Origin of the sequence: Chitinophaga sp. W2I13 (genome assembly GCF_050434005.1) — a bacterium.
GTDB lineage: Bacteria > Bacteroidota > Bacteroidia > Chitinophagales > Chitinophagaceae > Chitinophaga.
Genome location: NZ_JBNPWD010000001.1, coordinates 4,818,534 through 4,833,607, shown reverse-complemented (window position 1 = coordinate 4,833,607; position 15,074 = coordinate 4,818,534). Strand labels below are relative to the sequence as shown.

The 15,074-nt window shown below is 46.8% G+C and carries 12 protein-coding genes; 11 read left to right on the top strand and 1 reads right to left on the bottom strand.

Annotated elements, in window-relative coordinates:
• Window positions 1-47 precede the first annotated feature (47 nt).
• From nhaA to QFZ48_RS19940, 5 genes are all read left to right on the top strand, one after another.
• Window positions 48-1,259 (top strand): Na+/H+ antiporter NhaA, encoded by a 1,212-nt coding sequence (nhaA, locus tag QFZ48_RS19960; protein WP_429063333.1) that lies wholly within the window; start codon window positions 48-50, stop codon window positions 1,257-1,259.
• An 84-nt stretch (window positions 1,260-1,343) separates the two neighbouring features.
• Entirely contained in the window at window positions 1,344-1,871 is a 528-nt protein-coding gene (locus QFZ48_RS19955; protein ID WP_370907906.1) for a hypothetical protein, read from the top strand.
• 99 nt (window positions 1,872-1,970) lie between these two features.
• A complete protein-coding gene (locus tag QFZ48_RS19950; protein WP_429063332.1) occupies window positions 1,971-3,488 on the top strand; it encodes an NAD(P)H-hydrate dehydratase in 1,518 nt (505 codons plus the stop codon).
• A 180-nt stretch (window positions 3,489-3,668) separates the two neighbouring features.
• Window positions 3,669-5,882: a sodium-translocating pyrophosphatase gene (locus tag QFZ48_RS19945; RefSeq protein WP_429050365.1), complete on the top strand. Its 2,214-nt coding sequence runs from the start codon at window positions 3,669-3,671 to the stop codon at window positions 5,880-5,882.
• Between the two features lie 428 nt (window positions 5,883-6,310).
• Window positions 6,311-6,940 carry an NAD(P)-dependent oxidoreductase gene (locus QFZ48_RS19940; protein ID WP_429050366.1) on the top strand — a complete coding sequence of 210 codons (630 nt, stop codon included), beginning with the start codon at window positions 6,311-6,313 and terminating at the stop codon, window positions 6,938-6,940.
• A 49-nt stretch (window positions 6,941-6,989) separates the two neighbouring features.
• Here the strand turns inward: QFZ48_RS19940 and QFZ48_RS19935 are convergent, their stop codons facing one another.
• A complete protein-coding gene (locus tag QFZ48_RS19935; RefSeq protein WP_429063331.1) occupies window positions 6,990-7,988 on the bottom strand; it encodes a helix-turn-helix transcriptional regulator in 999 nt (332 codons plus the stop codon).
• 109 nt (window positions 7,989-8,097) lie between these two features.
• Here QFZ48_RS19935 and QFZ48_RS19930 point away from each other — a divergent pair, with 109 nt between their 5' ends.
• From QFZ48_RS19930 to QFZ48_RS19905, 6 genes are all read left to right on the top strand, one after another.
• Window positions 8,098-8,310, top strand: a complete 213-nt coding sequence (locus QFZ48_RS19930) for a hypothetical protein (RefSeq protein ID WP_079473379.1) — start codon at window positions 8,098-8,100, stop codon at window positions 8,308-8,310.
• A 183-nt stretch (window positions 8,311-8,493) separates the two neighbouring features.
• Window positions 8,494-10,875, top strand: coding sequence for a TonB-dependent receptor (locus QFZ48_RS19925; protein ID WP_429063330.1), 2,382 nt, complete (start codon window positions 8,494-8,496; stop codon window positions 10,873-10,875).
• Window positions 10,876-10,896: 21 nt separating this feature from the next.
• Window positions 10,897-11,760, top strand: a complete 864-nt coding sequence (locus QFZ48_RS19920; RefSeq protein ID WP_429050369.1) for a DUF4249 domain-containing protein — start codon at window positions 10,897-10,899, stop codon at window positions 11,758-11,760.
• A 119-nt stretch (window positions 11,761-11,879) separates the two neighbouring features.
• On the top strand, window positions 11,880-12,743 hold the full coding sequence (locus tag QFZ48_RS19915) for a sterol desaturase family protein (protein WP_429050370.1): 864 nt from the start codon (window positions 11,880-11,882) through the stop codon (window positions 12,741-12,743).
• A gap of 309 nt (window positions 12,744-13,052) precedes the next feature.
• Entirely contained in the window at window positions 13,053-13,442 is a 390-nt protein-coding gene (locus QFZ48_RS19910; protein ID WP_370907914.1) for a BlaI/MecI/CopY family transcriptional regulator, read from the top strand.
• A 10-nt stretch (window positions 13,443-13,452) separates the two neighbouring features.
• Window positions 13,453-14,817 (top strand): M56 family metallopeptidase, encoded by a 1,365-nt coding sequence (locus QFZ48_RS19905; RefSeq protein ID WP_429063329.1) that lies wholly within the window; start codon window positions 13,453-13,455, stop codon window positions 14,815-14,817.
• Window positions 14,818-15,074 lie beyond the last annotated feature (257 nt).

The window sequence follows — 15,074 nt, the reverse complement described above, 5'->3', positions numbered from 1 at the left end:
TTCCATTATCACATCTCCCGGAAATATTTTTCACTAAAAAGAATGCTGTGATTAAGAACTCTATTAACATCATCCGGAAAACATTGATATCCCCTATCCACACTTTCCTGAAAGATAGTCGCGCGGTAGGAATTGTACTCATTGTATGCACCATCATATCAATGGTACTGGCTAACACTGGCGCCCATGAAGATTATATAGGATTCTGGAATACATTATTTGATCCCGCAGGCGGCCACCATTATCAATACGGGTCGTTGCACCTGCCCAATTCCTGGCTGTTATGGATAAACGACGGCATGATGGTGCTGTTCTTTTTCCTGGTAGGCATGGAAATAAAAAGAGAACTCACCGTAGGAGAATTATCTTCTGTACGCAAATCCATTTTGCCCGTACTGGCTGCCATCGGCGGAATGCTGTTTCCCGCACTGATCTTCGTCCTCTTTAATAAAAATACCGCCTATGCGCATGGCTGGGGTATTCCGATGGCCACCGACATTGCTTTTTCACTGGGCATTTTATCCCTGCTGGGCAGACGCGTACCGGTAGCACTCAAGATCTTCCTGATGGCGCTGGCCATCATCGATGACCTGGGCGCCATATTAACCATTGCCATCTTCTACACTCCACACCTCGATGTAAAATATTTACTGATCGGTGGCGGCGTTTTACTCATACCACTGTTGCTGAACTTCCTGAAAGTACAACGCCTGATCTTTTATTACATTCCTGGTATTGTGCTCTGGTATTGCCTTTTCAATTCAGGCGTGCATGCCACTATTGCAGGCGTATTGCTGGCATTTTGTATTCCACAGGACCGTATAGCCGCACTGGTACATAGTTTACATGATCCGGTGAATTTTATTATCATGCCCGTATTTGCGCTTGCCAATACCGCTATCCTTTTACCGGCAGATATCAGCGGTGCGCTGCATAATAACATCAGTTACGGCATCATTGCCGGGCTGGTATTGGGAAAACCACTGGGTATATTTACACTTTCCTTTACTGCCGTAAAACTCAAACTGGCTACCCTGCCTTCAAAATCGGGCTGGTTACAGCTTGCCGGCGTCGGACTTATTGCCGGTATTGGTTTTACCATGTCTATTTTCATTTCTTCACTGGCTTATCAAGAGAGGGAAATGCAGATTATAGCCATCATGTCAGTGATTGTTGCCTCTCTTGCAGCAGGTATCGCAGGATTCATTTTTCTACGCCTGATCAAACCGGTTGGCACTGTTCTTGCAAAGCAACCGTGAATTAATTTCGTCGTGTATATACTTTAGAGAACAAGCCAACGTTTCTGAACGTATATTTTTAAGTTTCATTCAAACAACACATCTATGAAAAAAGTCGTGTTACTTTTCAGCCTTATTGCTGTAATTGCGATCCAGGCAAACGCGCAGAAGAAAAAAAGCTATCAGAGCAGCGATCCATCCAACTACGAAACTGCACTGGGTATCCGCCTCAATCCGTGGGTAGTGGGCTTTACCATTAAGCACTTTATTACAGGTCCGCATGCCATCGAAGGACTGGTAACCACCAATCACTCACACAAAACAAATGTTACTTTTACCGGATTGTATGAATACAACTGGAACATAGGTATGCCTGAACTGAACATGTATGCCGGTGGTGGCGCGCACGTAGGTTTCTACGACCGTCGCGATTACGACTGGGACCGTTATGTGGAAAAAGGCAAGGGTACTTATGTGTCTCCCGGTCTGGATGCCATCATTGGTATCGAATATACTTTCAAGAAAATTCCTTTGAACATCAGTGCTGATCTGAAACCTTACGTACAGTTTGTTGGACCCACCAACTATCTTGGTGAGGAGATCGGCGGTGTGTCTGCCAGATATACTTTTTAATCCCGGCGACCACTTCATTACAAACGGATCATGAGGCAAGCATGGTCCGTTTTTTTATGTTCCTTATTTTGGAGTAATTTTAATGTTCAACTTTCCGACATGAAAATCTTCTCCGCTGCACAGATCAGGGAGGCAGATGCCTTCACCATCGCTCATGAACCCATCAGCAGTACACACCTGATGGAAAGGGCGGCCGGACAATGTGCAGCCTGGTTGGAAGATCATTATTCTCCCTCCCATCCTGTTTATATTTTTTGCGGAAAAGGAAATAACGGGGGAGATGGACTGGTCATTGCCCGTTTAATGCTCGGGCATGGCTACGAAGTACATACCGGCATATTGCAGCATAGCAGCAAGGCAAGCCCCGACCACGAACATCAGCTGCATATCCTGCAACAACAATACCCTGCCGGAACTTATACCATCGGCGATATATCCGACTTCCCGGAACTTCCTCCCAACGCTATTATCATTGACGCTATTTTTGGTACCGGTATGAGCCGGCCGGTTGACGGATGGGTAGCAGGTATTATACACCTTATCAACGACCAGCGCCACAAACATCCCATTATAGCCATAGATATGCCCTCTGGGCTGATGGCCGACGAAAGCAGTGTGCATAATCCCGTTGTACAGGCGCATACCACCCTGAGCTTCGAATTTTATAAACTGGCTTTCCTGTTACCCGAAAATGCACCCTACGCAGGAGATGTACATATTCTGCCGATCGGGCTGCACCCGGAGTATATAACGCAAACGCCTGCACGATATCACCTGTCCGATCGCGAAATGATGCGCACTATTTACCGGCCGCGTGATCCCTTCGCACATAAAGGCACCTACGGCCACGCATTACTCATTGCCGGCAGCTATGGGAAAATGGGCGCAGCAGTATTAAGTGCCCGCGCCTGTTTACGCGCCGGAGTGGGACTGCTTACCTGTCATGTTCCCCAGTGCGGCACCCAGATCATGCAGATCAGCGAACCGGCGGCTATGTGCATCACTGATGAAGACGCCCACTACAGCACCCATTTTCATAAAGGAATCAGTTCCGCCGGTTACAAAGCCATCGGTATTGGTCCCGGTATCGATAAACAGCCCGGAACCGCCAAATCGCTCGAAGCGCTGATGGATGCCTGGCAACGCCCGATGGTGATAGACGCTGACGCCCTCAACCTGCTTTCCGTATATTCCTACCTGTTATACAAAGTGCCCAAAGGATCCCTGCTCACCCCACATCCGAAAGAATTTGAGCGGTTATTCGGCAAAACTGCCAATGATGTGGCGCGGCTGGAATTATTATCAAAAAAAGCGGTGGACCTGCAGCTGTATATTTTATTGAAAGGACGGTATACCGCGATTGCCTGTCCTGATGGCGCGGTATATTTTAACCACACCGGCAACCCCGGTATGGCTACCGGTGGCAGCGGGGATGTGCTCACGGGGATCTTAACCGGTTTGCTGGCGCAGGACTATACCCCCAAAGCCGCTATGCTGCTGGGCGTGTGGCTGCACGGTTATGCCGGCGATCTGGCAGCGGCGCAGCTCTCGCAGGAAGCCATGACCGCCTCCGATATTATCGCCTCACTGGGCAATGCCTTCCGGGAAGGCATCTGAGCGCTTTATTTTTTTTCGCCTGAAATACTTACCCATGGCCCATGTGTACAATAATTTTATTTACCGGGTACACAATTAATAATTTATGTTTTATATTCATTTGAATATTTTTTTTTGGAATCCTATTTTTTTAATTACTAAACTTTTTTTGTCAACCACGTATTTGTAAATTTCGCTTACATGAATATAGTTTACCTCGTTCCATGTTTTGGATTATTGGCTTTGTTGTATACGGCTGTTAAAAGCTCCTGGGTGACACGCCAGGATGCAGGAAACGACAAAATGAAAGAGATAGCCCAGCATATCGCTGAAGGCGCTATGGCATTTCTGAAAGCTGAGTATAAAGTCCTTATTTATTTTGTGATTATTGCCGCCCTGCTATTGGGATACATGGGAGCAACACATGAAAACTCCCACTGGTCCATCGCGCTGGCTTTCGTGATTGGCGCAGTGTTCTCTGCTACCGCAGGGTTCATAGGTATGAAGATAGCCACCAAAGCCAATGTGCGCACTGCGCATGCGGCACGTACCAGTCTTGCTAAAGCGCTGCAGGTGTCTTTTACCGGCGGTTCGGTAATGGGAATGGGTGTTGCCGGTTTGGCTGTTCTCGGATTGGGCTCCTTATTTATTATACTGAAATCATATTTCGGGGCGGAAGCGAATACTGCTGAAATGATCAAAACCATTGAAGTGCTCACTGGTTTTTCATTAGGCGCAGAAAGTATTGCCCTGTTTGCCCGTGTGGGTGGCGGTATTTACACTAAAGCGGCCGATGTGGGCGCCGACCTGGTAGGTAAAGTGGAAGCCGGCATCCCGGAAGACGATCCTCGAAACCCTGCCACCATTGCGGATAACGTAGGCGACAACGTAGGCGACGTAGCCGGTATGGGCGCCGACCTGTTCGGTTCTTATGTAGCCACCGTATTAGCCACCATGGTACTGGGTTCTGAAACCGTTTCCCATGATGCATTCGGCGGCATCGCTCCTATCCTGCTGCCAATGATCATAGCCGGTGCAGGTATCATTTTCTCCATGATCGGTACCCTGTTTGTACGCATCGGCGAAGGCTCCGGCCTGAATACCGGCGTGGTGCAAAAAGCGCTGAACATGGGAAACTGGGGTTCTATTATATTAACAGCCATTGTTTCCTACTTCCTGGTAAACTGGATCCTTCCGGAAAGTGCCATGACCTTACGCGGTCATGAATTCACCCGCGGACAGGTATTTGGCGCCATCATGGTAGGACTGGCCGTAGGTACACTGATCAGCATCATCACAGAATATTATACCGCGATGGGTAAACGTCCGGTAAAATCAATTATCCGTCAATCTGCTACCGGCGCCGCCACCAATATTATCGGTGGTTTGTCTGTTGGCATGGAATCCACTACCCTGCCCATCCTGGTGCTGGCTGCCGGTATTGCCGGTTCCTTCCACCTGGCGGGATTATACGGTGTGGCCATTGCCGCAGCCGGTATGATGGCTACAACGGCCATGCAGCTGGCTATCGACGCTTTCGGCCCTATTGCTGATAATGCCGGTGGTATTGCTGAAATGAGCGAGCTTCCAAAAGAAGTAAGAGAAAAAACAGATATCCTCGATGCAGTAGGTAACACCACCGCCGCTACCGGTAAGGGTTTTGCCATCGCCTCTGCTGCCTTAACCGCACTGGCGCTGTTTGCAGCCTTTGTTGGTGTAGCCGGTATCCAGGGTATCGACATTTATAAAGCGAATGTATTGGCAGGTTTGTTTGTGGGTGGGATGATCCCGTTCATCTTCTCCTCCCTGGCTATTGCGGCGGTAGGTCGTGCAGCTATGGCGATGGTGGAAGAAGTACGCCGCCAGTTCCGCGAAATCCCCGGCATCATGGAAGGCACCGGCAAACCGGAATACGATAAATGTGTGGCTATTTCCACGCAGGCATCCATCCGTGAAATGATGCTGCCTGGCGCGATCGCTCTGATTTCACCTTTACTGGTAGGCTTTATAGCCGGTCCGGAAGTATTGGGCGGATTCCTCGCCGGCGCTACAGTTAGCGGCGTGCTGATGGGAATTTTCCAGAACAACGCCGGTGGCGCCTGGGACAATGCAAAAAAATCTTTCGAGAAAGGCGTTGAAATCAATGGCGAAACCTATTACAAAAAGTCTGAGCCACATAAAGCATCCGTAACCGGTGATACCGTAGGTGATCCGTTCAAAGATACTTCCGGCCCAAGTATGAACATCCTCATCAAACTGATGTCTATCGTATCATTGGTGATTGCGCCCACGCTGGCCGAAATGTTTCATACCAAGCAACCACCGGTTCCCCCTACTGTTAAAACAGAAACCGTGCAGCCGGCAGCAAAAAAGGTGAGCAGTAAAGCGACGGCCTACCTCTTGGAAAAGAAATAGCGGATGTTGTCTTTCCCGCTGATTATACTGATTTAAAGGATTTTACTTTTTGGATTTTAAAGGATTTGGGGAGATCTAAGCGGATATTTTCGCTTGTATCTCCCCAAATTATTTATAAAACTATCTGAAAATAAAATCAAAGAAATCAGTATAATCAGCGGGAAAGACAACATCCGCTTACATCTCCCCAAATCCTTTAAAATCCAACACGGTCAAATCCCCTAAATCAATATAATCAGTGTAATCAGTGAGAAAGACAAAATCCGCTTGGTAATTAAAATATCTTCCCTATCTTTGTACTGTAATTATTTTTATTACAGATCAGAGGATCTGTTTTTTTATCCTCTAAACTGTAATATTTTTTCTAACAATTAGAACAATCAGCACGGGCAGGCTGTATTATTTAGTCACTACAAAAAATTAACATCATGAAAGTTGCCATCATCGGAGCATCCGGATTTATAGGATCAGCCATTTTAAATGAAGCGCTGAACAGAGGACATGAAGTAACGGCCATCGTTCGTCACCCGGAAAAGATAACCGTTACCAACGCACATCTTACTGTAAAGAAAGGAGACGCCACCAACGAAGCAGAAATCACTCCGCTGCTGGCCGGCAATGAAGCTGTGATCAGCGCTTACAGCGCCCACGACTCCGCTACTTACGTAAAGGCTATCAATGCCATTATTAATGCTACCAAAGAATCGGGTATCAAAAGACTGATCGCTGTTAGTGGTGCAGGCAGCCTGGAAATAGCCCCTGGTGTACAATTGCTGGATACCCCCGAATTCCCCGCAGAGTGGAAAGGCGGCGCCACTGCCACCCGCGACGCATTCAATGTGATTAAACAGTCCACAGACCTCGACTGGACCGTAATAAGCCCGGCTATGATGATAGAACCAGGTGAACGTACCGGTAAATTCCGTTTGGGTACCAACCAGGTAGTGTTCAACGACAAAGGAGAGAGTAAAATTTCTTCAGCCGACTACGCAGTAGCCTTGCTGGATGAACTGGAACAACCAAAACATATCAAACAACGCTTTACACTGGCGTATTAATACTAAAAAAGGACAGGAGCAACCGTTGGTTGCTCCTGTTCTTTTTTAGTTAACCCCTGACTTTCCCGGGACTCACCCCGAATTTCTTACGGAAAGCAGTACTGAAGTGCTGAGGAGACGAATATCCGGTCTGCTCTGCGATGAGCGCCATGGGCAAATCTCCGCCCAATATCAGCTTCCTGGCCAACTCCAGGCGGTGGTCGTTCAAATAACCAAATACCGTATTATCAAAAATGGCTTTAAAGCCTGATTTCAACTTAAACTCATTCAACCCTGCTTTGCGCGATAACTCCTCCAGGCTCAACGGCTCCTGGATATGCTGCAATACCAGGTCCCTCGTATAATACAGCTTCTCTACATCCTGTGGAGTGATTTTATTACGCAAAGGCGTACCGGACGATTGCGCCACTTCCATCTGCTCACATTGCAGGGCAAGCAGCTCCATGGCTTTCGACTGCAAGAACAGCTTTTTCAAACCTCCCTGGAACTTACACTGCCGCACTTCCTCCATTGCCATGCGCATACGCGGGGTAATCCGGGGATTATACTTATCGGCTAGCGTCACGGATTTATTCCCGGCCACATTATTGGCCAGCTGATCCAGCACGCGCCCATTATTCTCCGCCAGCTCCAGGAACCGCGCCGGCGTAAAGCTCATACCCAAAAAGAGAATGTCCCGCTGCTTCTTTACGCCCACAGTCTCCAGTTGCTCGGGACTAAACATGAGATTATGTTCCTGTGTGGAAAACCTGAAATTGTCCGAAATCCCCCCAAGGGTAGTAGTAATGTCTCCCTGCTCCATGAATAACATCATGACACGGGGCTCCATAAAATCTGAAGAAACATGGATATTTTCATACACCTCCGCCTTGCAACAGGCAATACTGGTGCCCTCGAAATTATATTCGTGCACAGTTGCGGAGCCAAAATCCTTATGCAGTTCCTGGGTTTCTTCAATCATTCCCCTGGAACGGATCTTATGGTAATCGTAAGGAATTTCTTCCACTAGCAATACCTGGTTGGCATCATCTGTAATAACTACGCCCATAAAAAAATCCGTTTCGTATAATTGATAATCCGTCTCGTGTAACAGCTATATGGGATAACAGTAGCAAATTTGCATAAAAATATTCCGAATCAAAAAAAAATTATCATCTATGTTGGGAATATTCCGTACCAATATTACAACTGTTCAGGATAGAAACAATGTTATTGACGCCATTTCAGCACAATTTACCGTAAATGCCTGTAGCGTAGACCTGGAAGACTGTGACAAAGTATTACGTATTGTAAGCCCTCAATCACTGGCAGAACAAACAATTATAGATTTTGTAACCCGGCTCGGGTTTAACTGTGCCATCCTGGACTGACAGGGCTTCGTATTTTATTGAAAAAGGAAGGCCGGGGCCTTCCTTTTTTCGTTAAATCATGTTGTAACACAATTATGATTTAAAAAAATAATTTATCGCCGTAGGGGTATCATATTTTTGCGACGTCTTATATGCATGCTACAAAAATGCAACAGACATTATATAAAACTGCATCTGACTTTTATGAAAACTAAGGTAACCATGTTGCTGTCTCTGCTCATTTTAATCCTCGCAGGACAATCAACAACCGCACAGCAGCAACGATATACCGTGAGCGGCTATGTAAAAGATAAGAAGAACGGGGAAAGCCTGGTAGGCATCTCTATTGGTAAAAGCGGCACCAGTCTGGGTACGGTGAGCAACCAATACGGATTTTACTCCCTCACGCTTCCGGCCGGAGAACATGAACTGCAGTTCTCCTACATGGGCTACGGTACCTATAAAACTACTGTTAACCTGAAAAAGAACGTAACGCTCGACGTAAGCATGGAAGCCACCAGCAGCCAGCTGAACGTAGTTACCGTTAACGGCCAGAAACAGGAAAGGACCGTCAATACCCTGAATACCAGCATCAATAAACTGGATATACAGCAAATGAAAAAGATGCCCACCTTCATGGGTGAGGTAGATGTACTGCGGGCCATTCAAACCCTCCCCGGTGTGAACACCGTGGGTGAAGGCGCTTCCGGCTTTAACGTACGCGGTGGTAATAGCGACGAAAACCTCATTCTCCTGGATGAAGCACCTGTATACAACTCCACCCACATGCTCGGCTTCTTCTCTGTATTTAACCCCGACGCCGTTAAAAGTCTCAACCTGATCAAAGGCGGTTTTCCCGCTGAATACGGTGGCAGAACCTCTTCTGTACTGGATATCCGTATGAAAGACGGTAACAACCAGGACTTCAACGTAAACGGCGGTATTGGTAACATTTTCAGCCGTTTGTCGGTAGAAGGCCCGCTGGTAAAGGATAAATCTTCCTTTATAGTGGCTGCCAGAAGATCTTATATAGATATCCTGATGAAGCCTTTTGTAAAAGGTGATATGAAAGATACCAAGCTCAATTTCTACGATCTCACCGCTAAAGCCAACTACAAGTTCAATAAAAATAACTCCCTGTTTGTAAGCGGTTATTTCGGCAGGGACGTTTTTGGTTTTGGAAAAGACATCAACATGAACTGGGGCAACAGTACCGCCACCGTAAGATGGAACCATGTATTCACCAACCGCCTGTTCATGAACTTTACTACTTATTATAGTAAGTATGACTATAGTCTGAAGTTCAGCAACGACTCAAAGAAAGCAAACGGGGAAGAATCACAGGGTTACGACTGGACATCCAACATCATTAACTACGGCGTAAAACCTTCCTTTACCTACTACATCAATGCCGCTAACAGCCTGCACTTCGGGGCACAGGGGATCTATTATACCTTTAAACCAGGCACAGGTACCAGCACAGAAGGTGCACTGCAACACGTTAAACAAATTAACGATCAGCACGCACTGGAATCAGCCGTATACCTGGATCACGAGTTTAAACCCACAAAAAAATTTGGTATCCAGTACGGTGGCCGCTTATCAGCCTATCAATTCATCGGTAAAGGAACTGCTTATTATTTTGCAGATACAACACCTGGCATACGCAAAAGATTGATCAGCAGCAAAGACTTCGACGCCAATGACCGGATCAAAGGCTACTATTACTTTGAACCCAGGATCAGCGCCCGGTACGCGTTCACAGACCAACACGCTGTGAAGCTGGCCTATAGCAGAACTACACAGTTCATGCACCAACTGTCTAATACCGCATCCCCTACTCCCCTGGATATCTGGACGCCCAGCACCAACAATATTAAACCAATGGTGTCTGACCAGTACACTGCGGGCTACTTCTACAATGCGCCTAACGACGCCTACGAACTGTCTGCCGAAGTGTTTTATAAGACAACAGACAACCAGCTGGATTATATCGACAATGCTAACCTGCAGCTGAACCCGCTCATCGAAGCAGATCTGTTGCCTTCGCAGGGACGCGCATACGGACTGGAACTTTACGTGAAAAAAGATATCGGCAAAACTACCGGTTGGGTAAGCTACACCCTGTCACGCACAGAAAGGAAAACCATCGGCATCAGTATGGATGAATGGTTCCTGAACCGCTACGACCGCACCCACAACCTTAACCTGGTGTTAACGCATACTTTCACCAAACGTACTTCCCTGTCGGCCAACTGGGTGTTCGCCTCCGGCACACCAGGCACCTTCGCAGACAACAGGCTGGAATTCCAGGACTGGGACATTCCTTACAACAGTACAGAGAAACGCAATAACTACCGCCTGCCAGCGTATCACAGACTGGATTTGTCTATGACACTGAAAGGCAAACAGCTGAAACGCTGGAAAGGAGAATGGGTGTTCTCACTGTATAATGTATATGCCCGCAGAAATGCTTACACCATTTACTTTAAGCAAAACGACGATGATCCTACCAAACGGGAAGCAGTACGCATGTCTATCATAGGCTCTATCATTCCTGGTATCACATATAACTTCAAGTTCTAATTGTCCAAAATTCAAGATCAGATGAAAAAGTCATTATTCCTCATATTGTTTGCTGTTGCTGCGGGTTTTACGGCCTGCGAAGACAAGATCGACCTGGACATTGCGAAAGGAAAATCCTATCCGGTACTGGATGCGTGGATTACCAATGAAACCGGTATACAAACCATTAAGTTCACCATGTCGGTACCTTATACAGATAACAGCCCGGCGCCCATCATCGACGATGCAAAGATCACCCTGTTTGACCTGACCAGCGGCGAGTCTTATCCATTCCTGTTCAAAGACAACAAATACACCTACGATGCCTCTACCAAAGCTATCGGCATTATAGGCCATGGATACAAGCTGCATGTGGAGCTGAAAGGTGAAATATTTGAAGCGTTCGACAGTATCAAAAGAGTTACCACGGTAGATTCCATCTCTTATGAATTCAAAACAAAAGAAGAATCTATCAGCGGCAAAGAAGGCTACTATGCCAAGTTCCACGCCAGGGACCTGTCTGGTGCAACAGACTATTACTGGATCCGCTCTTACCGCAATGATACACTGAAGCGCCTGGAGGATAACTTCTCCATTGATGGTTCCTATGATGAAGGCGTTTCCGATGGCAACACTTTCATTTTACCGATAAGAGAAGGTATTACAGATTACGATAAACCTTTCCAGGCAAATGAAAAGGCCATTGTAAGAATGCTTTCCCTTACCCACCCCAGCTACGATTTCCTTACCCAGGTAAATAACCAGGTAAATTCCGGCGGATTGTTTGCCAAAGTATTGGAAAACGTAAAAAGCAATGTACATAACACCACCCCTTCCGGTAAAACGAGGATCCTGGGTTGGTTTGGTACATCTGCTGTAAGCCGCGCAGAGAGAACATTTAAATAGTGCCTGTTTTTTAAATATTATAATGCAGCGGGGAAGCTTTTTCTCCGCTGCATTTTTGCTTTAGTTACCGGGAAGCCCCGCAAAAATTCGTTAACTTCCGTAACAGAAAGTTACCACATATGCCTCCCGACCTGATAACATATGCCATTCCCGGATTTGTGCTGCTGATACTGCTGGAAATCATTTTCACAGCGATCGACAAAAAGAACATGTACGAACCGAAAGATGCACTCAGCAGCATTGCGATGGGCCTCGGTAATGTGTTTATCGGGATCTTCACCAAAGCCGTTATTTTCGGCATCTATCTTTTTCTTTACCAGTTCCGGCTGTTTACCCTGGGCTTTACCTGGTGGGCATGGGTATTATGTTTTTTTGCAGATGATTTTAGTTACTACTGGTTTCATCGGAGCAGTCATAATATCCGTTTTTTCTGGGCCTCACATGTCATCCATCATTCGTCTGAAAAATACAACCTCGCCACGGCCGTGCGCCAAACATGGACCGGCAACTTAACCGGCACCTTTACTTTCTGGCTCTGGATGCCGCTCCTTGGGTTCCATCCGGTAATGATAATGAGTATGCAGGCGATCAGCCTGATCTACCAGTTCTGGATTCATACAGAGGTGATCCATAAATTACCGGCGCCTATAGAGTATATATTCAATACCCCCTCTCATCACCGCGTGCATCATGGCTCCGACATCGATTACCTGGACCGGAACCATGCAGGCATCCTCATTATCTGGGATCGCATGTTTGGCACCTTCACCCCGGAAAAGCGGCGACCGGTATATGGCCTCACCAAAAATATACACACCTATAATCCCTTCCGTATTGCCACCCATGAATGGCTGGATATCTGGCGGGATGTGCGGCATGCCCGCTCCTTACGCGAAGCAGTGCATTATATTTTTGACGCACCTGGCTGGAGCGCGGATGGCAGCCGGAAAACCACGCGGCAGCTACGACGCGGGGAGACCTGAGCGGAGGTTGTCTTTCTCGCTGATTACGCTGATTACACTGATTTGCTTGATTTTACTTTTAGGATTTTTTAAAGGATTTAGGGAGATAAAAGCGGATATATTCGCTGATCTCTTCCCAAATCCTTTAAAATCAAAAAGTGATCAAATCCTTAAAATCAGTATAATCAGCGTAATCAGCGAAAAAGACAACCTCAGCGACAACCTCCGCGAAAAAAAATTCCGCCCGATATTTTGCAATTACGAAAACTATCGTACATTTGTTTACGAAGACATTCGTACAACAATCATCATCATCCATAAATCATTGCTTTGAAACAGATCCGGCCTACAGAAAGTGAATTGGAAATTTTGGGCGTTCTTTGGGAGAAAGGCCCCAGCACCGTTCGTGAGATACATGAGATCTTATCTCAAACGAAAGATGCCGGCTACACCACTACCCTCAAACTGATGCAGATCATGCATGAAAAAGAGCTGTTGCAGCGCGATACCAGCAGCAAAACTCATGTATACACTGCCGCCATTTCACAGCAGAAAACACAGCAACAATTACTGGACAAAATGATAGATACCGTTTTTGGCGGTTCCGCTTCACAACTGGTAATGCAGGCCCTCGGCCACCATCAGTCGTCTGGAGAAGAACTGGAAAAGATCCGGCAATATCTTACTACAATAGAAAAACAACAAAAGGAAAACAGGTAAATCTAGTACTATGAATGTATTACCTATTACGGGCGACTTTGTACGCGCCCTGGGTTGGACAATCCTTCATTCCATGTGGCAGGCGTTCTTCATTTACGCATGTTTACGGATAGTATTAAAACTCTGGCCCCAGGCCGGCGCACGGATAAAATACAACCTGTCACTGCTCTCCCTCTCGGGCATTTTTACCTGGTTTCTCGCAACGCTGTATATGCATGTACAACGGCTGCAGGAAGCAAGAGAAGCAGTACAACACTTCAGTGGCACCCTTACCTTACACGAGCCGGTTCATCTTACCGCCGTATATCCCAGCCAGGACCCGCTGATATGGCTGTTTCCCAACCTTGAGCTTTGTTTTCCTTTTGTGGTAACACTATATATTGCGGGCATGACCGGCATGATCATTAAACTGCTGTCCGATCTGTTTCAACTCCGTAAAATCCGCACAACCCGCATAGAGCCAATGGGCGATGCGTGGGACAAACACCTGGATAAACTCGCCGCAAGATTGCAGATTCCCCGTAAGGTGAAACTGCTTATCTCCAGGCATGTACAGGTGCCTGTGATGCTGGGATTTATAAAGCCGCTCATCCTCTTACCGGTGGCAATGGTGAATAACCTTACGGAAGCCCAGCTGGAAGCAGTGCTGCTGCACGAGCTGGCCCATATCAAACGCAATGATTATCTGTTGAATATCTTCCAATCAATTGTTGAAACAATTCTTTTCTTTAATCCTTTTGTATGGCTGATTTCAAAAATCATCCGTATGGAAAGGGAACATTGCTGCGATGACCTGGTAATAGCCAGCACCGCCCAACCACTGCAATATGCGCACGCACTGGTAGCGTTGGAGGAATACCGCCTTACCGCCAACCGGCTTACCATGGCTGCTGCAGACAGTAAACAACATCTGTTTCACCGCATTAAACGCATCATGGAAATGAAAACTAAACATCTTAATTATAGCCAGAAATTTTTAGCCGTACTCATCATCGCTACCGGTCTTATATCCATCGCATGGCTCAACCCTGCTAAAGGAAAAGATCAGAACGACCAGCAACAACCGGCAAAAGTAAAGACCGTAAAAGACAGCACCCCGCAGAAAAAACTGGCTGCCCTTGAACCGGATGAAACGACCCGCAAATTCCGTGAACAACTGGAATCTGCTACGACCGACACCGTTCTGCCGGCGCCCCCACCACCAACACCTGCTCCGGCCCCTGAACCAGCTAACTGCTCCTGTGCCGGCGCCACTACCACCTGTAGCACCACTGGCGCCATTAAAAGGCGATCTGTCGGTAGATGTTTCAGATATTCAGGTAACAGACCAGAGCAACGTTTCCACCAATGTAAATACACAGGTAAACGTAAATAAGAATAATAAACACACTGCAACAACCAACAAAGCGCAGGCATTTAATTACAATTATAAATTCGACTACCAGTTCAACAAAGACGAAGTGCGCCAGCAAATTAAAGAAGCGCAAAAAAGCGTCCAGCAGGCCATGCAGCAGCTGAACCAGGTGGATATGAAAAAAGTACAGGCAGATATAGCCGAAGCCACCAAAAATATCAAATGGGACGAAGTATCTGCTGAAGCCCGTAAAGCCCAGGAAGAAAGCGTAAAAGCCC